At 69.5% G+C, this 18382-nt stretch carries 18 protein-coding genes and 1 pseudogene; 9 read left to right on the top strand and 10 right to left on the bottom strand.

The features are described 5' to 3' along the window. The first annotated feature begins 121 nt into the window (after positions 1–121). From AB0F91_RS26105 to AB0F91_RS26090, 4 genes are all read left to right on the top strand, one after another. Positions 122–544, top strand: coding sequence for an Hsp20/alpha crystallin family protein (locus AB0F91_RS26105; RefSeq protein WP_360601381.1), 423 nt, complete (start codon positions 122–124; stop codon positions 542–544). Positions 545–790: 246 nt separating this feature from the next. Further along, positions 791–1435, top strand: coding sequence for a hypothetical protein (locus AB0F91_RS26100; RefSeq protein ID WP_360601379.1), 645 nt, complete (start codon positions 791–793; stop codon positions 1433–1435). Between the two features lie 338 nt (positions 1436–1773). Continuing rightward, complete coding sequence (locus AB0F91_RS26095) at positions 1774–2049, top strand: FAD-dependent monooxygenase (RefSeq protein WP_360601377.1); 276 nt, start codon at positions 1774–1776, stop codon at positions 2047–2049. Continuing rightward, a complete protein-coding gene (locus AB0F91_RS26090) occupies positions 2046–2387 on the top strand; it encodes a hypothetical protein (protein WP_360601375.1) in 342 nt (113 codons plus the stop codon). The genes AB0F91_RS26095 and AB0F91_RS26090 overlap by 4 nt, the downstream gene beginning before the upstream one ends. Before the next feature lie 118 nt (positions 2388–2505). Here AB0F91_RS26090 and dusB read toward each other — a convergent pair whose 3' ends face one another. From dusB to AB0F91_RS26075, 3 genes are all read right to left on the bottom strand, one after another. After that, complete coding sequence (gene dusB, locus AB0F91_RS26085) at positions 2506–3651, bottom strand: tRNA dihydrouridine synthase DusB (RefSeq protein ID WP_360601373.1); 1146 nt, start codon at positions 3649–3651, stop codon at positions 2506–2508. 36 nt (positions 3652–3687) lie between these two features. Beyond that, entirely contained in the window at positions 3688–3894 is a 207-nt protein-coding gene (locus tag AB0F91_RS26080; protein ID WP_360601371.1) for a hypothetical protein, read from the bottom strand. Between the two features lie 113 nt (positions 3895–4007). Continuing rightward, complete coding sequence (locus AB0F91_RS26075) at positions 4008–5048, bottom strand: alcohol dehydrogenase catalytic domain-containing protein (protein ID WP_360601369.1); 1041 nt, start codon at positions 5046–5048, stop codon at positions 4008–4010. 360 nt (positions 5049–5408) lie between these two features. Here AB0F91_RS26075 and AB0F91_RS26070 point away from each other — a divergent pair, with 360 nt between their 5' ends. Next, entirely contained in the window at positions 5409–6758 is a 1350-nt protein-coding gene (locus AB0F91_RS26070) for an MFS transporter (RefSeq protein WP_360601367.1), read from the top strand. Positions 6759–6816: 58 nt separating this feature from the next. Here AB0F91_RS26070 and AB0F91_RS26065 read toward each other — a convergent pair whose 3' ends face one another. The 4 genes from AB0F91_RS26065 to AB0F91_RS26050 are packed head-to-tail and all read right to left on the bottom strand — an operon-like array spanning position 6817 to position 10453. Beyond that, positions 6817–8061: an LLM class flavin-dependent oxidoreductase gene (locus AB0F91_RS26065; protein ID WP_360601365.1), complete on the bottom strand. Its 1245-nt coding sequence runs from the start codon at positions 8059–8061 to the stop codon at positions 6817–6819. 29 nt (positions 8062–8090) lie between these two features. Next, positions 8091–8852, bottom strand: a complete 762-nt coding sequence (locus AB0F91_RS26060; protein WP_360601363.1) for a glucose 1-dehydrogenase — start codon at positions 8850–8852, stop codon at positions 8091–8093. 12 nt (positions 8853–8864) lie between these two features. Next, the gene (locus tag AB0F91_RS26055; protein WP_360601361.1) at positions 8865–9638 is read right to left on the bottom strand and encodes an alpha/beta hydrolase; all 774 of its coding nucleotides are present in this window, start codon (positions 9636–9638) and stop codon (positions 8865–8867) included. Between the two features lie 17 nt (positions 9639–9655). Further along, positions 9656–10453: an SDR family oxidoreductase gene (locus AB0F91_RS26050; RefSeq protein ID WP_360601359.1), complete on the bottom strand. Its 798-nt coding sequence runs from the start codon at positions 10451–10453 to the stop codon at positions 9656–9658. A gap of 151 nt (positions 10454–10604) precedes the next feature. On the opposite strand from AB0F91_RS26050, the gene AB0F91_RS26045 reads away from it, so the two are divergent. Next, the gene (locus AB0F91_RS26045; protein WP_360601357.1) at positions 10605–11186 is read left to right on the top strand and encodes an NADPH-dependent FMN reductase; all 582 of its coding nucleotides are present in this window, start codon (positions 10605–10607) and stop codon (positions 11184–11186) included. Further along, positions 11186–12721 (top strand): AMP-binding protein, encoded by a 1536-nt coding sequence (locus AB0F91_RS26040; protein WP_360601355.1) that lies wholly within the window; start codon positions 11186–11188, stop codon positions 12719–12721. Before AB0F91_RS26045 ends, AB0F91_RS26040 begins: the two co-directional genes overlap by 1 nt. On the opposite strand, the gene AB0F91_RS26035 is transcribed toward AB0F91_RS26040, so the two are convergent. From AB0F91_RS26035 to AB0F91_RS26025, 3 genes are read right to left on the bottom strand one after another with little or no spacing between them, the layout of a single operon-like run. Beyond that, positions 12618–14567: a GAF domain-containing protein gene (locus AB0F91_RS26035; protein ID WP_360601353.1), complete on the bottom strand. Its 1950-nt coding sequence runs from the start codon at positions 14565–14567 to the stop codon at positions 12618–12620. The genes AB0F91_RS26040 and AB0F91_RS26035 overlap by 104 nt on opposite strands. Then, positions 14564–16093: a helix-turn-helix domain-containing protein gene (locus tag AB0F91_RS26030; RefSeq protein WP_360601351.1), complete on the bottom strand. Its 1530-nt coding sequence runs from the start codon at positions 16091–16093 to the stop codon at positions 14564–14566. Before AB0F91_RS26030 ends, AB0F91_RS26035 begins: the two co-directional genes overlap by 4 nt. Beyond that, entirely contained in the window at positions 16093–16890 is a 798-nt protein-coding gene (locus AB0F91_RS26025) for a GAF domain-containing protein (RefSeq protein WP_360601349.1), read from the bottom strand. Before AB0F91_RS26025 ends, AB0F91_RS26030 begins: the two co-directional genes overlap by 1 nt. Before the next feature lie 182 nt (positions 16891–17072). Between AB0F91_RS26025 and AB0F91_RS26020 the strand changes: the two genes are divergently transcribed. Together AB0F91_RS26020 and AB0F91_RS26015 are read left to right on the top strand one after the other, a co-directional pair. Further along, positions 17073–17864: an alpha/beta hydrolase gene (locus AB0F91_RS26020; protein ID WP_360601347.1), complete on the top strand. Its 792-nt coding sequence runs from the start codon at positions 17073–17075 to the stop codon at positions 17862–17864. Then, a pseudogene (locus AB0F91_RS26015) lies at positions 17864–18381 on the top strand (3,4-dihydroxy-2-butanone-4-phosphate synthase). The gene AB0F91_RS26020 and the pseudogene AB0F91_RS26015 overlap by 1 nt, the downstream one beginning before the upstream one ends. Position 18382 lies beyond the last annotated feature (1 nt).

Here is an 18382-nt window from a genome sequence, read left to right as displayed (position 1 = left end):
CAACGTCTGGCTGTGACGTGCGTCAATCGGGAACAACTAAGTTGAGTTGCCCGTTGTCAACTTCGTAAGGTCCGGTCAGCCGTCCAAGAGCTGATCGAGGCCACCTGAAGGAGGAACGCAGATGTTGATCCGGACCGACCCGTTCGCCCAGTTCGACCGCCTGACCCAGCAGTTCTTCGCCGGCCAGCCCACGAGCTCGCCGCGCACGATGCCGATGGACGCCTACCGCAACGGTGACGAGTACGTCGTGCAGTTCGACCTCCCGGGCGTGGCCCGTGAGTCGATCGACGTGAGCGTGGAGCGCAACGTGCTGACCGTGAAGGCCGAGCGCGCCGCCGCCTTCGGCGAGGACGCCCGCGTGCAGGTCTCCGAACGTTCCCGCGGCAAGGTTTCGCGCCGCCTCGTCCTCGGTGACACGCTCGACACCGACCGCGTTGCCGCGGAGTACGTCGACGGTGTGCTGACCCTGCGCATCCCGGTTGCCGAGAAGGCCCAGCCGCGCAAGATCACCGTCGGTGGCGAGCCGCAGCAGATCGAGAACTGAGTTCCAGGCTCATTTCGCGGCCCCGTTGCTCCTCTCGGGAACGACGGGGCCGAACCATTCCCGTCCACAGTGGATTCTTCGCGGGGATTCTTCCGGGCAAGTACGTTGCCCTGACTCACCTTCCCCGCGCGGTGTGGCCGCCGTCACACCAAGATCGTGAACCGTTCACCGGACGCGCCCCGTGTCTGCGGGTGTCCGGCACCGAGGTGCGGAGCCGGGAAACCCGACAAGGTTCTGGAGAATCCCATGCTGCGCAAGACTGTTCTTTCCCTGGCCGCCTTCGGTGCCGTCGCCGGCGCGGTGCTCGGCGGTGCCGGTATCGCCTCCGCTTCGCCCGCCGCCTCCGGCGCGAGCGGCATCCTGGACTCGGGCATCAACTTCTCGGAGCCCCAGGGCTCGCAGGGCATCGGCGGCAACGGCGGCGAGTGCCTCACCGTGAACATCCCCGCCACCGGTTCGCTGCAGAGCTTCGGCGGCACGATGACCCTGTGGACCGGTGCGGACTGCAAGACCGGTGACGCGGCGGTTCTCACCGACAGCGTCGCCAACATCCCGGCGACCTTCGGCGCCGGCTTCGCCCACGTCCAGTCCATCTTCATCGGCGACAACGCCCCCGCGAAGCCGCCGGTCGCCGGCGCGAGCGCGATCATCGACTCGGGCAAGAACTTCTCCGAACCGCAGGGCTCGCAGGGCATCAACGGCAACGTCGGCGACAAGGTCAACATCAACATCCCGGCCACCGGCTCGATCCAGTTCGTCTCCGGCACCTTGACGCTGTACACCGGCCCGAACCTGACGGGCAAGTCGCTGGTCGTCACCCACGACGTCGCGGACCTCGCCGCCCTCGGCTTCGGCCAGGTGCAGTCGGTGCTGATCGGCGCGGCTGCCTGATCCTTCCCCGCTCGCGAAAAAGGCCACTCCGGCGTTCGGAGTGGCCTTTCGCTGTCATCCACAACCCCCTGTGGACAACCTGGGGGCAGGTTGTGGAAAATGCCGGAAACGGCAGGTCAGAACCTGCTTCCGATCCCACCGGCGATGATCCGGTGGGCGATCGTGAGCGGCTTGAGCTGCGGGCCGTCCGGCCACCAGTGCACGAGCTCGGGTGATGCCGGGCTCGACCATCTCCAGCCCGTCGAACAGCTCCTCGATCTATGGCGTGCGTCCGCCACGTCGCGCCGCCCAGCGAGCCGCGTGCGACGGCCTGTTCGAGTTCGCCCATCGGCCGAATCATGCTCGCGGGCGACGCCGCCCACGTCCACTCGCCCAGCGGCGGTCGAGGACTGAACCTCGGCCTGCTCGACGCGATGAACCCGGGCTGGAAACTCGCCGCTGTGACCCGCGGCGCCGCGTCCGAGGCGCTGCTCGACAGCTACACCCGCGAGCGCCGCCCCGCCGCGGCGGCCGTCCTGCACGACACCCGCGCGCAGTCGGCCCTCCTGGCCCCGGCCCCCACGTCGACGCCCTTCACGACGTCGTCAGCGAACTCAGGGAAATCCCCGCGGTGAACCGGTATTTCAGCGCCCTGCTGTCCGGTGTGGACCATCGCTGGGAGCTGCCGTACCCCGCCACCGAACCCGTCGGCCTCCACTCGCCCGACCTGGACCTCACCGACGACCATGGAGTCCATACCGAACTGCACGAACACCTGCGCTCCGATCGCGGCCTGCTCCTGGTCACACCCGAAACGCGAGCTTTCGCGAATTGTGCGACCAACCGTGTGGAAATACACCCAATGACCAACATCGGTCCACGCCTCCTTCGCCCCGGCGGCGTTTTCGCCTGGGCGGAGGGGGACAGCCAATCGCTGCAACTCGCACTCGACACGTGGTTTCCAGCGCCATGACCAGCTCAGTCAGTGCGAATATCCGCACCAGCCGCGAATCACGCGACAGGCCGAGGCCGAATTCCTTCGGCGACCAACACCGACCAACGCCGGCCAATACCGCCCAGCACCACCGGGCTCAGCCGCCCGAATGCATGTCCTCAGCCTCGGGCACGCAGTCGTCATCCGGGTCGTCCAGCCAGCCGTGCGGCAGCGTCACCTTGCCAGGCGAACCCTGCCGCCCCCGGGGACCGTCGGCGTTCTCGGGGAACGGCGCGTCGAAGTCGAGGCGGGCAATGAGGTCGTCGAGCTCGTCGAGGCTCGACACTATCGCGAACCCGCGCCGCAGCTCGGACCCGACGGGGAAGCCCATGAAGTACCAAGCCATGTGCTTGCGCAGATCCCGCATCGCCTTGGTCGCCCCGTCGTGCGCCACCAGCAGCTCCGCGTGCCGGCGCAGCACCCGCGCGACCTCGCCCAGGTTGGGCCCGGCCGGGATCTGGCGCCCCGCGAACGCCGCCTCGAGCTCCCCGAACAGCCACGGCCGCCCGAGGCACCCGCGCCCGACGACCACGCCGTCGCACCCGGTCTCGTCGACCATGCGCAGCGCGTCGGCGGCGGAGAAGATGTCGCCGTTGCCCAGCACGGGAATGCTGGTCACGGCCTGCTTGAGCTCGGCGATCTTCGACCAGTCCGCCTGGCCTGAGTAGCGCTGCGCGGCCGTGCGCGCGTGCAGGCTGACTGCCGCGGCGCCCTCGGCCTCCGCGATGCGCCCGGCGTCGAGGAACGTGCGGTGGTCGTCGTCGATGCCCACGCGGAACTTGACCGTGAACGGCACTCCCGCCTCGGCCGCCGCCGCGGCCGATTCGCGCACGATGTCCGCGAACAGCTTTCGCTTGAACGGCAGCGCCGCCCCGCCGCCCTTGCGCGTCACCTTCGCGACGGGACACCCGAAGTTGGAGTCGATGTGGTCCGCGAGCCCCTCACCGGTGATGATCTTCACGGCCTCGCGCATCGTCTTCGGATCCACGCCGTAAAGCTGCATCGACCTGGGCTTCTCGTGCTCGCCGAAGGTCATCATGTGCATCGTCCCGGGGTGCCGCTCCACGACGGCCCGCGCGGTGATCATCTCGCACACGTAGATGCCCGCCCCGTACTCCGCGCACAACTGCCGGAACGCGACGTTCGTGATCCCCGCCATCGGCGCCAACACGACCGGCGGATCGACCTGGTAGGGGCCGATCCGCAGGGCAGGCTTGCTCAAGGTGGCAGTCACGACCTCCATTGTCGCTTGTGGTGTCGATCACGTCGAGCAGGGGGCTTATCGCGGCTGGACCGAGCCGTACAACGCCTGCTCGACGGTCGCCGCGCGGATCTTGCCGGTGTCCGTATCGCCTCGATCGGCATCCCGGTTGTTGATGCCGACTTTGAACGTCGCGCTGCTGTCCAGGACGGCCAGCTCGCACGCCTGTCCGCTGGGCAGCAGTCGCCACCGGCACGGCACCCCGCTGCGTCGGCGAAGGTGCACAGCCGCCCGTTGCCTCCCGTGGAGCGGCCGTCTCCGACCCGCCACCCGCGTCTGCGAGGTCGATCACGGGGACCCCGCCCGGGCGAGTGGCGGACGTGGCCCACGACCGCCGGCTACGGCGACACCACCACCTTGATCGACGCCTCCGTGTCCCGCTGCACTTCGAACGCCGCAGTGATGTCCGCCAGCGCGAAGCGGTGCGAGATGAGCGGCCGGACGTGCACCCGCCGCGTCACGAGCAGGTCGAACGCCTCCTGGCAGTCGCGCGGGGTGTAGGCGAAGCTGCCGAGCAGGCGGAGCTCCTTCTGCACCAGGTCGTCGACCGGGATGTTCAACGGGTGGGCGGCGAGGGCAATCGCGGCGATCGGCGCGGCGGCCCGGGCCAGGGAGAACGCCAGTGGCAGCACGGGGGCAGCGCCGGAACATTCGAACACCGCCCCCATTGCACCGGAACGAGGTTGGTAGGGCGACGAAGTCGTGCCGCGCGAGGCGAACAGTGAGGTGGCCACGTCGTCAGACGCGGGGTTCAACGCCTCGTGCGCCCCGGCGGACATGGCGGCCGCGAGGCGCCGATGTGAAGTATCCACCACGATCACATCACGGGCGCCCGCCGCGAGCAGGACTTGCACCACGCATTGTCCGATTGTTCCCAAGCCGAACACCACGATCGGCTCGTCCAGCGGCGGCGCGGCGTGGTGCACGGCCCGCACGGCCACCGACAACGGCTCCAGGAAGCAGGCCTCCTCCAGCGGAAAGCCAGCAGGCAGCACGAACAAGTGCCGCCCCACCACGGCGTTGCGCACCAGCACCTGGTCCCCGAACCCGCCGGCATGACCGGACCCGCTGGAACACAGGTTCTGCCGCTCTTCCGAGCACCGCGGACAAGACCCGCACGGCGCCGCCGGATTCACGGCGACCCGGTCGCCGACGCGCAACCCGGCCACGGCAGAACCGACCGCGGTCACCGTCCCCGCGTACTCGTGCCCCAGCGGCACGCCGGGTGCGATCCACACGCCCTCGGTGTAGGAGTGCACATCCGATCCGCAGATCCCGCACGACCCGACGGACAAGACCACATCGGACGGTCCGCACACCGGTGAGTCGACCTCGTCGAGGGAAAGGGTTTCGATCGCCTGCCAAGTGGCTACGCGCACAACAGCCTCCTCAGTGGATTTTCGTTGGAAAACCTGTCTCCGGACCCGGTCCGGCCGGACGTGGCAAAGGGTCCTTTGTGGCCGATAAGAAACCACGACACCGCAAGAAACCTCGAACATCAACGAACGGTAACCACGCGTTGCGCTGCACGGGTGAATCCCAAGGGTGTCAAGGAATCCATTGCCGCACAAGAACTTTGTCCTGAATCGAGAAGCGCCGAAGTGGTGCTTGACACACTCTGAACCCGGGCGCAAGCTGTCTCGAACCGACTAGTCGGTCGGGAGCACTTCGGCTGAGGCACCTGTTTCGCCTCCCTGTCAGTCACCTGCATCCGCACCCCTGTGTCCGGAGGGTCTTTCATGTCGTTCCCCGCACCGGTAATCCGCCCCAAGCTCTTCACGGGCAAACGCGGGCTGATGCTCGCGAGCATCCTGATCGTCAACTTCGTGGTCTGGCTGGACAGCGCGAAGTTCAGCTTGCTCAACCCGTTCTGGTCCACCGACCTGCACCTTTCGCCGAGCCAGATCTCGAGCGTCACGGCGAGCTACCTGCTGGGGTATTTCCCCCTGCTGCTGCTCGCCGGCGTCCTCGCCGACCGCATCGGCGCCAAGCTGATGCTCATCATCTGCATCTCCGGCGTCACGGTGCTCTCGGCGACGATGGCGTTCGTCCACACCTACAATGAGATGTGGTGGCGGAACCTGATCTTCGGCGTCTTCTTCGGATTCTCCTGGGCCCCTTCACAACGGCTCCTTTCCGTGTGGTTCCCGGGCGCGCTCGGCGCCAGGGCGACGTCGACCTGGATGAGCTCGACCCTCATCGCCGGTGTGCTCGCGCCGGCGATCGCGCTGCCGCTGGCGAACCACCTGTCCTGGCGGGACGCGTTCATCGTGGTGGCGGCGCTGGGTGTGCCGGCGCTGGTGATGCTGGTTCTGTTCACCGCCAACAAACCCGAGAAGCTGCGCGGGATCACGCAGGAAGAAGTCGCGCGCATCCACGCCGAACACCGCGGGGTCGAGGTCCGCGAGAAGCTGAGCTTCCGTGAACTGCTGCGAGCGCTGAAGAACCGCAGCATCCTCACAATGATCATCGCGACCGCATTGGCGACGACCCCGACGTGGCTCTCCGGACCGTGGCTGCCCTACGGCCTCATCACCCTCGACAAGGTCAACCCCGACACGGTGGCCTGGGTAAGCCCGCTCATCGCGGTGGTGCCGGTCCTCTTCGGACTCGTCAACGGCACGCTGGTGGCCCGGTTCTTCGGCGGCCGCACGCGACCCTGGCTGGTGCTCGGGCCGGCCTGCGGTGCCGTCGGGTTCCTGATGGGTGTGCTGCTGCACGATTCGACGTGGGTCCTGTGGGGGTTCTTCATCGGGGCCTTCGCCTTCCTCTGCGATCCGATGTTCTGGGGCACGGTCAACAGCTACTGGGCCGGCATCGCCCGGCCGGAGGTCACCGGCACGCTCAACGGCGCGTCGGCGGCCATGCAGGTCGCGGTCGGCTGGGTGATCACCGACCAGAGCGGGAAGTGGATCGACACCACCGCGGCGGGCCGCGGCCAGCTCGACACGATCTGGATCGTCGGCGCGATCCTGTTCGCCGTGGCCATCATCCCCGTCCTTCTGTCCAAAGAGGTACGCGTGCATCAGGCCGTGGCGGGGGACCTCGAACCGACGATGCCGGCCCGGACCACCGATCCGGTGTCCTGACCCACCCGAGCTGACGAAGGGGCTTCCCCGCATCGCGCGGGGAAGCCCCTTCGGCGGTTCAACTCGCGGTGACCGCGGAGGGGAAGCGTTCCGCGATCCGCTGCTGGCTCACCTTGGGCGTCCAGCGGTCCTCCAGGCCGGCCCAGATGTCGCGCAGCTTCGGGATCACCTGCGTGCCGAACAGCTGGTTGTTCATCGCCGCGACCTCTTCGGGCAGGTTGCCGACGTGCATGCACGTGATGAGCTGGCCGATCCGCAGGTCCGTCACGAGGTCGCGCACGCGCTGTTCGACCCGCTCGGGCGTACCGGCGATGATGTAACCCAGCTCGTCGTACTCCCAGAAGGACAGTTCGCCGTTCTGCGCCTTCACGCGTTCCTCATTGGACATCGTGCGCGCTCGCGTGAGGTTGGCCTTGATCGACGGCAGCGAGTTGTAACCCGGCGGCGTCGCGAACTCCAGCGCCGTGGGGTTCTGGCGGTAGAAGTACTTCACGGCGTCGCCGTAGAGCCGCTCGGCCTCGGCGTCGGTGTCGGCGCAGCAGATGATCTGCGTGAACGCCATGCGGTTGGGGTTCGTGTCGGCGCCCTGCTGCTCGGTATAGTCCCAGAAGCCCTTCACGATCGGCTCGGCGCTCTGCTTGCCGCTGAAGGAGAGGTAGCCGTAGCAGTAGTTGAAGGCGTTGACCACGTCCCAGGTCTCCACGCTGCCGCTGCCCGGAATCCACACGGGAATCTCGTCCTGCACCGGCCTCGGCCAAGTGTTTACATAGCGCAGTTTGGTGTACTTCCCGTTGAAGGGAAACGGTTCCTCGGCCTTCCACGCGCGTGTGATGAGGTCGCGGGCCTCGTGGAAGCGATCACGGAGCTCGATCGGCGGCACGCCGTAGGAGAAGGCCGTGTCCATCGGGGTACCGAAAACCATGCCGGCGATGATTCGGCCGCCCGAGATGGTGTCGAGCATCGCGATCTCCTCGGCCACGCGCACCGGCGGGTTGTACAGCGCCAGCGAGTTGCCGCACAGGGCGATCGCGGAGTTCTGCGTGGTCCCGGCGAGGATGGCGGCGATCAGGTTGGGCGACGGTGTCATCGCGAGTGATGTTTGGTGGTGTTCGTTCAACAACAGGGAGTCCCAGCCGAGCCCGTCGGCCTGCTGCATCAGGCGCAGGTAGGTGTGGTAATCCTCGTGCACCTGCGACGGGTCGGCGACCGATGCCGGCGGCGTGACCCACGAGCTGTGCACGGTGCTGCCGTAGTCGTCGGGGAGCTTGGTGTAGTACTGCTGCGCGAACCAGTGGAACTTCACGGGTACCTGCCTTTCGAAGGAGTTGGGGTTCAGCCCGCTGCCATGGAGCCGCCGTCGATGCGGTAGGTCTCGCCGTTGACGAAAGCCGACTCGTCGGAAGCCAGGTACAGCACCATGTTCGCGATGTCCGACGGCAGCCCGGCGCGTGGCGACGCCGTTGCGGCCAGCGACTTCTCCGGGAGATCGGGCACAGCGTCGAGCAGCTGCTGCGTCTGGATCACGCCCGGCGCGATCGCGTTGCAGCGAATGCCCTGACGGCCGTGCTGCGCCGCGATGTACCGCGTCAGCCCGACGACGGCCGCCTTGGTGGTGCCGTACGCGGTGAGCCCGGAACTCCCGCGCAACCCGCCGATCGAAGCCATGTTCACGATCGAACCGCCGCGGCCGGCCTCGACCATGTGCGGCAGTGCGAATTTGCACACCAGGAAGATGCTCCGCACGTTCGTGGCGAACGCCCGGTCCCACAGCGCGATGTCGGTGTCGATCACCGTGGTGTCGCCGAACCACGCGTCGGGCCCGACGAGTGCGGCGTTGTTGTGGATCACGTCCACGCGGCCGTGGCGTTCGATCACCGCGGCGACCATGTCCTGAATGGACCGCTGGTCGGTGGCGTCGAAGCGCACGGCGCCGGCCGTGTCCCCGATCTTCTCGGCCACCGCCTTGGCGCCGTCCTCGTTGATGTCCGCGACCATGACGGACGCGCCTTCACGCGCGAGCGTGTACGCGGTCTCGCGGCCGATGCCCGCCGCGCCCCCGGTGACCAGTGCGACCTTGCCGGCTACCCTGCCCATTTTGATGTCCTCTCAGGAATCCAGGAAAGCGGTGACCACGGAGACGAACTCGTCCTCCTGCTCGACCATCGGGTAGTGCCCGGCCTCGTCGATCACGGTGACCTTGGCGTCGGGCACGAGCCGCGCGAACTCCTCGGCGTACGCGGTGGTCACGAGGCCGTCGGACGCGCCGTTGACCACGAGCGTCGGCGCGGAGATCAGCGGCAGCCGGCGCCGGAGTCCGCGCTCGGCGATGGGCCACATGAACTTCGTTGCCGAGCCGAGGTTGCGGGCGGAGAACAGGATCGCCGCGTGCGGGTCTTCGGGGTCGGGCACGAAGTTCGTCGGCTCCTGCTCGGGCGGGCCGGCGTGCCACTTGGCGGCCTTCACGTCGGCGGCGGCGCCGAACGGGTCAAGTGAAGGCTGGTCGTCGAGCCAAATTCCGAACGGATCCACCAGTACGAGCCGCCGTATGAGCTGGGGAGCGATCACGGCGAGTTCGGCTGCGAACATTCCGCCGAGCGAATGACCGACGACGTCCACCTGCGCCAGGCCCCAGGAGCTGACCAGTTCGCGGTGGAACAGGGCGACGTCGAGCACGTCGGTGAAATGCTCGAACCCTGCCGAATTCCCGTAGCCCGGCAGCTCGGGTGCGAGCACCCGCCGGGACTCGGCGAGCCGCTTCAAGAAGCCGGCGCCGCCGGGGTGGCGTTCGTACCCGTGCAGGTACAGCAGGGGCGACCCGCGGCCGTCCTCCCAGAGGTCGACCTCGAACCGCCCGATGCCTGCGATGTCCAGCGTGGTCATGCGGGAACCTCCATTCCTCAGTCGGTGAACTGTCCGCCCGCCGGGTGCAGCATCTGGCCGGTGACGAACGACGATTCGGTGGACGCGAGCCACAGCACCGCGTTCGCCTGCTCGTCGGCGGTGCCGAGGCGGTTCATCGGCGTGATGCTCATCGCCGAGGAGTAGGCCGCCTCGTTGTCCTCGATGCCGGCGATCATCGGCGTGGCCGTGTAGCCGGGGCCCACGGCGTTCACGCGGATGCCGGTGGTGGCGAGCTCGAGGCCGAGGACCTTGGTGAGCATCCAGACGCCGGCCTTCGAGGTGCAGTAGGGCGCCGCGCCGGCGAGCGGGATCTTCGCCGCGCTCGACGCGATGTTGATGATCGAACCGCCGTCACCCTGCTCGAGCATCTGCCGGGCGAGCGCGCGGTCGGTCATCATCACGCCCAGCACGTTGACGTCCAGCACCCGCCGGAACGCCTCCGTCGCCAGGTTCACCACGTGCGTCGCGTCGCCGTTCTGCGTCCGGGTTTCGACGTTGCTCAGGCCCGCCGCGGTCGCGATGCCCGCGGCCGCGACACCGACGTCGACCCGGCCGAACTCGGCCACCGCCGCGGCGACGAGGGCGTCGCAGTCGGCTTCGCTGGTGGTGTCTGTTCGCTTGTACACAGCCTTTTGGCCGATTTCTTCGACCAGCCGTAAGGTTTCGCCCGCCTCTTGGACGTCGCCGATCACCACGTGTGCGCCCTCGCGCGCGAAGCGCACCGCGGTGGCCCGGCCGATGCCGCTCGCGCCGCCCGTGACGACGGCGATCTTGTTCTCCAGTGCCATGACCATGCGCTCGACTGTGACCGGCGGCACGCGGGTGCGGCAACGGAAGTTCGTGCGCGCTGCGGGCCCGCGGCATGTGCGGATTCCCATTGCCGCGGCGCCCGGCTCCCGCTGACGATGAGGTGGCCAAGTCAGCGCGAGTGACGGGTGGTGGGTCGTGGAACAAGCTGGACAGCTGCACGTCGTGGGCCTCGGAGGCACCGTGCGCCCCGGATCGTCGAGTGAGCAGTCGCTGCGGATCGCGTTGCGCCACGCGGAGGAGCTGGGCGCGACCACGCACGCGTTCGCGGGCGCTTCGTTGGCCCAGCTGCCGATGTACGCGTCGGGCGGCGACGGTGGCACGGTGGCGCGCGAGCTCGTCGAGCACCTGCGGCGGGCCGACGGGGTGATCATCGCGTCGCCCGGCTACCACGGGTCGATGTCGGGGCTGGTCAAGAACGCTCTGGACTACGTGGAGGACATGCGCGAGGACCCGTTGTCCTACCTCGCCGACCGGGCCGTCGGGCTGGTCGTGGCGGCGCACGGGTGGCAGGCGGGGGTGACGACGCTGGGCGCGTTGCGGTCGGTGGTGCACGCGTTGCGCGGCTGGGTCACGCCGTACGGTGCGGTGGTGAACTCGCTGGAGACGCAGTTCGCCGACGGTGCGTGCGACCAGCCGCGAGTGGTGCAGCAGCTGCACCTGGTGGCCGACGAGGTGGTGCGGTTCGCGGGTCTCGTCGCGGCGGCGCGGGTCGCCTGATGGAGCTCTCGTTCGAACCCCTGACCCCACTGTCCTACCTGGACCGTGCGGCCGCGGCACACGGCTCTCGGGTCGCGGTGGTGGACGGCGCTTCCCGGTGGACGTACGCGGAGTTGCGCGACCGGTGTCGTCGGCTGGCGGGGGCGCTGGCGCCGTTGGCCGGCGGTCGTCCGGTGGCGGTGCTGGCGCCGAACACGCACGTGTTGCTGGAGGCCAACTTCGGCGTGCCGTGGGCGGGAGTGCCGCTGGTGGCCGTGAACACGCGGCTGTCGGCGCGAGAGGTGGCGTACATCCTGGAGCACTCCGAGGCGTCGGTGCTGGTGCACGATCCGGTGTTCGACCCGTTGGTGGACGAGGTGCTGTCGAGCGCCGGCGGGGTGCGGCGGATCCGGGCCGGGGACGAGTACGAGGCGTTGCTCGCGGTCGCTTCTCCGCTGGCGCTGACACCCGAGGACGAGCGGGCCGTGCTGTCGATCAACTACACGTCCGGGACCACGGGCCGGCCGAAGGGCGTGTTGTACCACCACCGCGGCGCGCACCTGCAGGCGTTGGCGATGGTGGGTCACGTGGGATTGTCACCATCTTCTGTGCATTTGTGGACACTGCCGATGTTCCACTGCAACGGCTGGTGTTTCCCGTGGGCTGTCACCGCGGCGGCGGCGACGCACGTGTGCCTGCCGAAGGTCGAGCCCGCCGAGGTGTGGCGGCTGATCCGCGAGGAGGGCGTCACCCACCTCAACGGCGCGCCCACGGTGTTGTCGATGTTGGCTTACGCACAAGAAGCCGCACCGGTTACGCCGACGGTGCGCGTGGCGACGGGTGGCGCCCCACCGTCACCGGCGATCCTGCGGCGGATGGGTGAGCTGGGGTTCGACGTGACGCACCTGTACGGACTCACGGAAACCTTCGGACCGGCGATGATCTGCGACTGGCGTCCGGAGTGGAATGACCTGGACGCGGCGGCGCAGGCGCGGATGAAGGCCCGGCAGGGTGTGGGGAACATGATCGCCTGCGTCGTGCGGGTGATCGGCGCCGACGGGGTGGCGGTGCCCGCCGACGGCGTCACCGTGGGTGAGATCGCGTTGCGGGGCAACAACGTGATGCTCGGCTACTTCAAAGACCCCGAGGCCACGCGCGCGGCCGCGCCCGACGGCTGGTTCCGCACCGGTGATCTGGGCGTTCTTCATCCTGACGGCTACGTGGAACTGCGTGACCGCAGCAAGGACGTGATCATCTCCGGCGGCGAGAACATCGCGTCCGTCGAGGTGGAGCAGGCGATCGCGGACCACCCGGCCGTGCTGGAGGTCGCGGTGGTCGCCGCGCCACACGAGCACTGGGGCGAGGTGCCGGCAGCGTACGTGACGCTGCACGCGGGCGCGTCCGCGACGGAGGAAGAGATCGTGGCCCACGTGCGGTCGCGGCTGGCGAGGTTCAAGGCCCCGAAGTCGGTGGAGTTCGGCGAGCTGCCGAAGACGTCGACGGGGAAGGTGCAGAAGTTCGTGCTGCGGGAGCGGGCGCGGCGGGGTCCGGCATGAGCCGGTAGAGCTGCAGGGCGACCTGCAGGTCGAGGGTGTTTTCGGGGTCGCGCCAGCCGGCGCCGTCGAGCACGTGGTCGATGCGGTCGAGGCGCTGGTAGAGCGTGTTGACGTGGATGCCGAGCGCGCGGGCCGCGGCGGGCGGGCTCTGGCCGCGGTCGAAGTAGCACTCGACGGTGGCCAGCAGGGACGAGCGGTGTTCGGCGTCGTAGTCGAGCAGCGGTCCCAGGGCTCGGCGGACGACGCGGTGCAGCTGGTCGGGGCCGACGTTGTCGAGGATTACGCCGATCACACCGAGTTCGTCGAGGCCGGCGCCGCTGCCTTTTCGGTCGAGGGCCAGTAGAAGGCGGTGGCAGCGTAAGGCTTGGCGGTGGGTGGTGCGCAACGCCGGGAGGTCGCGGGCCGGGCCGGCGGCCCCGGCGGTGACGGGGGTGCTCACGTCGAGTTCGGCCGCGACGGCCCGGGCGATGGTGCCGGCCTCACACCCGGGGAGGATCAGGACGAGGTGACCGTCCACTTCGCTCGCGAGGCCGCCACGCCGAGTGGCGGCGCATTCGGCGGCGGTGGTGAGTTCCGGTGCGTCGCCTGAGACGACCACGATCACGTGAGGTTCGTTGTCCCCCAGAACCGTGAACCTTCTCGCGCGCCGCGTGATGGAATCCCAGTCGGGTTCGCGTTCGCCGAGGAGGTCTTCCACCAGCTCGTGGCGCAGGTCTTGTTCCACAGTTGCCGTCTGGCGTTCGAGAAGTACCAGGAGCGTCGCGGTCTGTGCCGCCCGTTCGAGCGTGCCGAGTTCGGTTTCGGTCAACGGCTGGGTGCGGCCGAAGTACAGCCGCCCGTGCGTCTCGCCGCCGGCGCGCAGCGGGACGACGGTGCCGGCGTGGAACACCGCCTCGACCGGGATCCCGCCGGGCGCGGTGGCGGCGACGCGGTCGGTGCCGGTCTCGAGGGCGACGGTGCCGTCGAGCAGCCGCGCCATCGTGTCGGCCACCTCGCCGAGGTCGGCGCCCGCGAGCGCGAGCGGCATCAGGAGCTCGTGGGCGGTGGCGGCGAGCTCGAGCGCGTGGCGTTGTTCGGACATTCGCGCGTGGGTTTCGCGCAGCTCCTCCGTGGTGCTGCCGAGCTGGCCGAACAGCCGCGCGTTGTCGATCACCACCGACGCGTGGTGCGCGAGCGAGGTCAGCAAAGCGATGTCGTGTTGATCGAAAGTTCGCTCGTGCCGATCAGCTGCGAACAACGCGCCGATCACGCGTTGTCCGAGTTTCATCGGCACGCCGGCGATGCTCACCACGCCGTCTTCCCCGACGGCGCTCGCGACCTGCGTTTCGCGGTGGATGCGCGGGTCGGTGAGGTAGTTGGTGGTGGCGAACGGGCGTCCGGTCTCGATCACGCGGCCGCCGACGCCTGAACCGGGCCGTTGGCGCACCGAGCGGATCGGCGCGGTGACCGTGCCGGAGGTGACGCGCATGTAGGCGTCGCCGGTGTCGTCGTCGATGAGGGCGATGTAGGTGGAGTCGGTGGCCAGCAGGCGGCGGACGCGGTCGACGATGGCGCTGAGCACCTCGTCGACGTCTCGCAGCGAGGTGAGGTCGCGTGCGGTTTCGTACAGGGCTTGGGTTTCGCGTTCGCGCTGCGCGCGACGGGCGAGGATGCCGCGGACGGTGCGGGCATCCGCGATCGCCTGCCGCAACACGTTCTTCCGGTCGCCTTCGGGAAGCGCCCGGACGTGAGCCTCGACGGCCTCGAAATCACCGGTCGGCGCCTCTTCGGCCAGCAGGAAGGTGAGGTGGGCGAGGATTTCGGCGGGATTGTCCACTGTAGATCTGGTGAGCGCTTCCGCTGTCATGACACCACCGGGATCTGGTCGATTACACGTCGGAGTTGCAAGGCGATGCGCAGCGTGAGAGCACCCGCGGGCTCGCGCCAACTGCGGTGCCCGAGCACCTGGTCGACGCGGTCGAGACGTTGGTACACGGTGTTGGCGTGCACCTGCAGCCGCCGCGCGGCGGCGCGGGGGTTCTCGCCGGCGGCGAAGTAACCGTCGAGGGTTTCGGCCAGCAGGGAGCCGTGTTCCGCGTCGTAGGCGAGGATCGGGCCGGCGCTGTCCTCGACGAGGCGGCGGATGTGTTCACGCGAGGCGCCGTCGAGCACCAGACCGAGCACGCCGAGGTCCGCCAGGCTGGCAGCGGTGCCCGCGCGCCCGAGCGCGACGAGCAACCGGTGGCAGCGCTCGGCTTCCCGGTGCAGACTCCGCACGACGGGCGCGGTCGCGGCGGGGCCCGCCACGCCCGCGGTGACGGTGCCGCCGGTCGCGCGCTCGAGGTGCCTCCGCGCGGCTCTGACGGCAGCCGTCGCGTCGGCGCAGGGGATCAGCAACACGACGTGCCCGCGGTGCTCGGTCGCCACACCCCCGTGCGCTCGCACGTAGTCGGCGGCGGCTCTCAGCAGCCGCCGCCTGGTGGTGCCTGTCGCGGACACCACGAGGACCGTCTGCCGCACGGAGAAGTCGATGGCGCCGGACGCCTTCGCGCGCCTGCGCAGCGCCGCCCAATCCGGCTCGCGTTCGGCGAGCAACTCATCCACCAACTGCCCGCGCACCTGCTGTTCGGCTGCGGCCATCTGACGTTCGACCAGCAACAACAGGGCCGCCGTCTGCGCCGACCGCTCGAGGATCCGCTTGTCGGTGTCCAACGGCTCCGCGCGTCCGGCGAACAGCAGATGCCCGAAGGTCTCCGCCCCCGCCCGCACGGGCACCGTCCAGGCACGCCGCCCCAGATCCCGCAGCCGGCCGGGCCCGGGTTCAGTGGTTTGCTCCTCGGGCAACCCCGGCTCGTCGGCGTGCCGGCCCTGCTCGGTCCCGGATTCCCCAGACAGGTCAGCCGGATCCGTCAGGCCATCCCCCACCAGGTGCGGTCCGTCGGCTTCCGCGGCGAGCGCGGTCACTTTCCGCGTGTCCCGGCCCCGCTCGCCGACGCGGCCGATGCCCGGCTCGTCAGACGGCTGGGCGCTGGTCTCCACCAGCGGTTCCTGGCCGGCTTCGGTGCCGCGTGCGGGCGTCTTCGGCTCGTTCCGGCCGCGGTCTCGGCTGCCCGAGGATTCCGGCGGTTGCGGTCGATCAGCTTTCACCGGCGGCGTCCTGCCGGGTTGGGTGGCGGGTGCCGGAACCTTCCGCGCGCTCGGTCGTAGGTCCCGCCGGCGGTCGGGACCGGGGTCGTCAGGTGGCAGGTCCGGCAGCCGGTCCAGCAACTCGGCCGGACCGGCCTTCGCCAGTGGCGTCCCGTCGGGTTCGGCGGCGAGCACCGCACCGTCGAGCGTTTCCGCGACGGCCGCCACCAGCTCCGCCAAGTCGGCGCGGCGCAGGACCATCGCCATCAGCTGTTCGTGGGCCGTCGCGGCCCGAGGGCTTTGTTGTGGCGGGCGAGCTGGTCATTGGCGACCGTCAGCTCCTCGGCGGTCGCCTTCGTGGCTGCGAAGAGGCGTGCGTTTTCCAACACGATCGCTGCGTGATCTGCCAGCGAACCCAGCAAATCGATCTCGGATTGTGCGAATGTTCGCTCGTCGCGGTTGGCTCCGAACAAAACGCCGATCACTTCCGCACCCACGCGCATCGGGACGCCGAGGATGCTCATGATCCCGTCCTCCGCCACGGCCGACGCGACGGAGTGCTTGCGGCGGATCCGGTCGTCGCGCAGGTAGTTGGCGGTGGCGAACGGGCGGCCTTCCTGCGCGACCCAACCGCCGACGCCGTACCCCGCGGGCTGCCGCAGTGACTCGATGGGCCGCGTGATCGTGCCGAGGGTGACGCGCATGTACGCGTCGCCCGTCTCCGGATCGACGAGCGCCATGTAGGCCGCGTCCGTGCCCAGCAACCGCCGCGCGCGGGCGACGATCGCGTCGAGCGCGGCGTCCACCTCGCGCACCGAGGCGAGGTCACTGGCCGTGTCCAGCAGCGCCTGCATCTCCCGCTCACGGCGCTTGCGGTCGGCGAGCAGCCCGCGGATGCGGGCGGCCCTGGTCAGCGTGAGGGCGACGAGCTCCCCGTCACCCTCGCCCGCCAGGTCCTCGCCGAGCCGGTCGAACTCGCCCGTCGCGCCGGTTTCGTCGGCGAGCAGGTGCAGCAGCCTGGCCAGGTCCCGTTCCGTGGTGGTCACACCGCCGTTGGTGTCCATCTCGTCTCCTCGGTGCCTGCGGACATCTTGACCACAGATGTCCGGCCCCGTCGACCAAAAGCCGCTGGATGGCGCAGTGCGTGTGCGTTCACCCACGTCCGATGCGCGGCTCGTGTGCATCCTCCCGTTGTCGCGCGACCGGGTGCGGCCGGATGCTCGTGTCTTCGAGAGGACGGTGCCCCTTGGCGACAGCGACCGTGAACGGCGTGACCCTGCACTACGACGCCGCGGGCGAAGGCCCACCGCTGCTGCTCATCGCCGGCCTCGGCGCCAACTCGAGCGCGTGGGCGGGCGCGATGCCCGAACTGAGCCGCCGGTTCACCGTGATCACCTTCGACAACCGGGGCGTCGGTCGCAGCGCCGTGCCCCCGGGTCCGTACGCGGTGGACACGCTGGCCGACGACGCGGCCGCGCTGGTCGAGTTCCTGGACCTCGGCCCGGTCGCCGCCGTGGGCTGGTCGCTGGGTGCGTCGGTGCTGCAGTCGATGCTCATCCGCCACGGCGCGCTGCTGTCGAAAGCCGTGCTGCTCAACGGGTTCCCGTCGTACACCCCCGTCCAGCACGCCTGGCTCGACGCCGGCCTCGCCCTCCGCCGGGCCGACGCGGACCCGCTGGCCGTCGGCGTGATCGGCATGGCGTGGGCCTTCACCGCCCGCGTGCTGTCGGACCACGAAACCCTTGCCGCCCAGGCGAAACTGGCCGCGAACGACCCGTACCCGACGTCGCTGGAGGGCTTCGAAGCGCAAGCCGCGGGCCTGCGTGTCTACGATTCCCGCCCGGACCTGCCTTCAGCGCTGACCCCAACACTCGTGCTGGCCGGCGCCGAAGACGTCCTGACGCCCGTGTCGCAATCCGTGGAAATGGCCGCGCTGCTGCCGAACGCTTCGCTACGCGTCCTGCCCCGCGGCGGCCACGCGATGCTCCTGGAGTACCCGGACGACACCCTCGCCGCGATCACGGACTACCTGGGCTGATGAGCCTCGCCGCCGATCTGGACGTCGGAGCGCTCGCGGCCCTGGGCCGCGGCGAACCAGTACTGCTCGACGACTGCCTGGTCCTCTCCGCCGAGCTGGTGACCACCGCGTCGATGGCCTTCCTCATCCGCTACACCAGTGGTTTCGCCTGCGTCGCCCTCCTGCGCGAGCGGCTGCGCGCCCTGCGCATCCCGCTGCTCCCCGCCGACGACACCGAGTGTCCGCCGTTCGCCGTGTCGTGGACGCCGCCGATGGCATTACGACCGGCATCTCCGCCCATGACCGTGCGCTGACCGCGCGAACCCTCGCGGCCCCGGCCGCGACGTGGACCGACCTCACCCGGCCCGGCCACGTCGTCCCGCTCTTGGCCCGTCCCGGCTGCACGGGTGCAGCGGAAGCGTCCGTGGAACTGTGCCGCCGAGTCGGCCTCGCCGCGGTGGCCGTGCTCGCCACAGTCGAGGGCGAGGAACCGGCCCTCGCCGGCCTGCCGAGGGTCTCGGCAGCGGAGGTGTTCTGAC

It is taken from the genome of Amycolatopsis sp. NPDC023774 (assembly GCF_040639695.1).
Lineage (GTDB): Bacteria > Actinomycetota > Actinomycetes > Mycobacteriales > Pseudonocardiaceae > Amycolatopsis.
The sequence above is the reverse complement of the archived record's forward strand: the minus strand, read 5'-3'. Positions and strand labels throughout refer to the sequence as shown.

What these genes read in the sequence shown, in the direction of transcription:
- AB0F91_RS26100 (WP_360601379.1), top strand. Translation starts at nt 791, where the DNA reads ATGCTGCGCAAGACTGTTCTTTCCCTGGCCGCCTTCGGTGCCGTCGCC.
- AB0F91_RS26055 (WP_360601361.1), bottom strand. Translation starts at nt 9,638, where the DNA reads ATGACCACGCTGGACATCGCAGGCATCGGGCGGTTCGAGGTCGACCTC.
- AB0F91_RS26050 (WP_360601359.1), bottom strand. Translation starts at nt 10,453, where the DNA reads ATGGTCATGGCACTGGAGAACAAGATCGCCGTCGTCACGGGCGGCGCG.
- AB0F91_RS26105 (WP_360601381.1), top strand. Translation starts at nt 122, where the DNA reads ATGTTGATCCGGACCGACCCGTTCGCCCAGTTCGACCGCCTGACCCAG.
- AB0F91_RS26035 (WP_360601353.1), bottom strand. Translation starts at nt 14,567, where the DNA reads ATGACAGCGGAAGCGCTCACCAGATCTACAGTGGACAATCCCGCCGAA.
- AB0F91_RS26040 (WP_360601355.1), top strand. Translation starts at nt 11,186, where the DNA reads ATGGAGCTCTCGTTCGAACCCCTGACCCCACTGTCCTACCTGGACCGT.
- AB0F91_RS26060 (WP_360601363.1), bottom strand. Translation starts at nt 8,852, where the DNA reads ATGGGCAGGGTAGCCGGCAAGGTCGCACTGGTCACCGGGGGCGCGGCG.
- AB0F91_RS26095 (WP_360601377.1), top strand. Translation starts at nt 1,774, where the DNA reads ATGCTCGCGGGCGACGCCGCCCACGTCCACTCGCCCAGCGGCGGTCGA.
- dusB (WP_360601373.1), bottom strand. Translation starts at nt 3,651, where the DNA reads ATGGAGGTCGTGACTGCCACCTTGAGCAAGCCTGCCCTGCGGATCGGC.
- AB0F91_RS26030 (WP_360601351.1), bottom strand. Translation starts at nt 16,093, where the DNA reads ATGGCGATGGTCCTGCGCCGCGCCGACTTGGCGGAGCTGGTGGCGGCC.
- AB0F91_RS26070 (WP_360601367.1), top strand. Translation starts at nt 5,409, where the DNA reads ATGTCGTTCCCCGCACCGGTAATCCGCCCCAAGCTCTTCACGGGCAAA.
- AB0F91_RS26025 (WP_360601349.1), bottom strand. Translation starts at nt 16,890, where the DNA reads ATGGACACCAACGGCGGTGTGACCACCACGGAACGGGACCTGGCCAGG.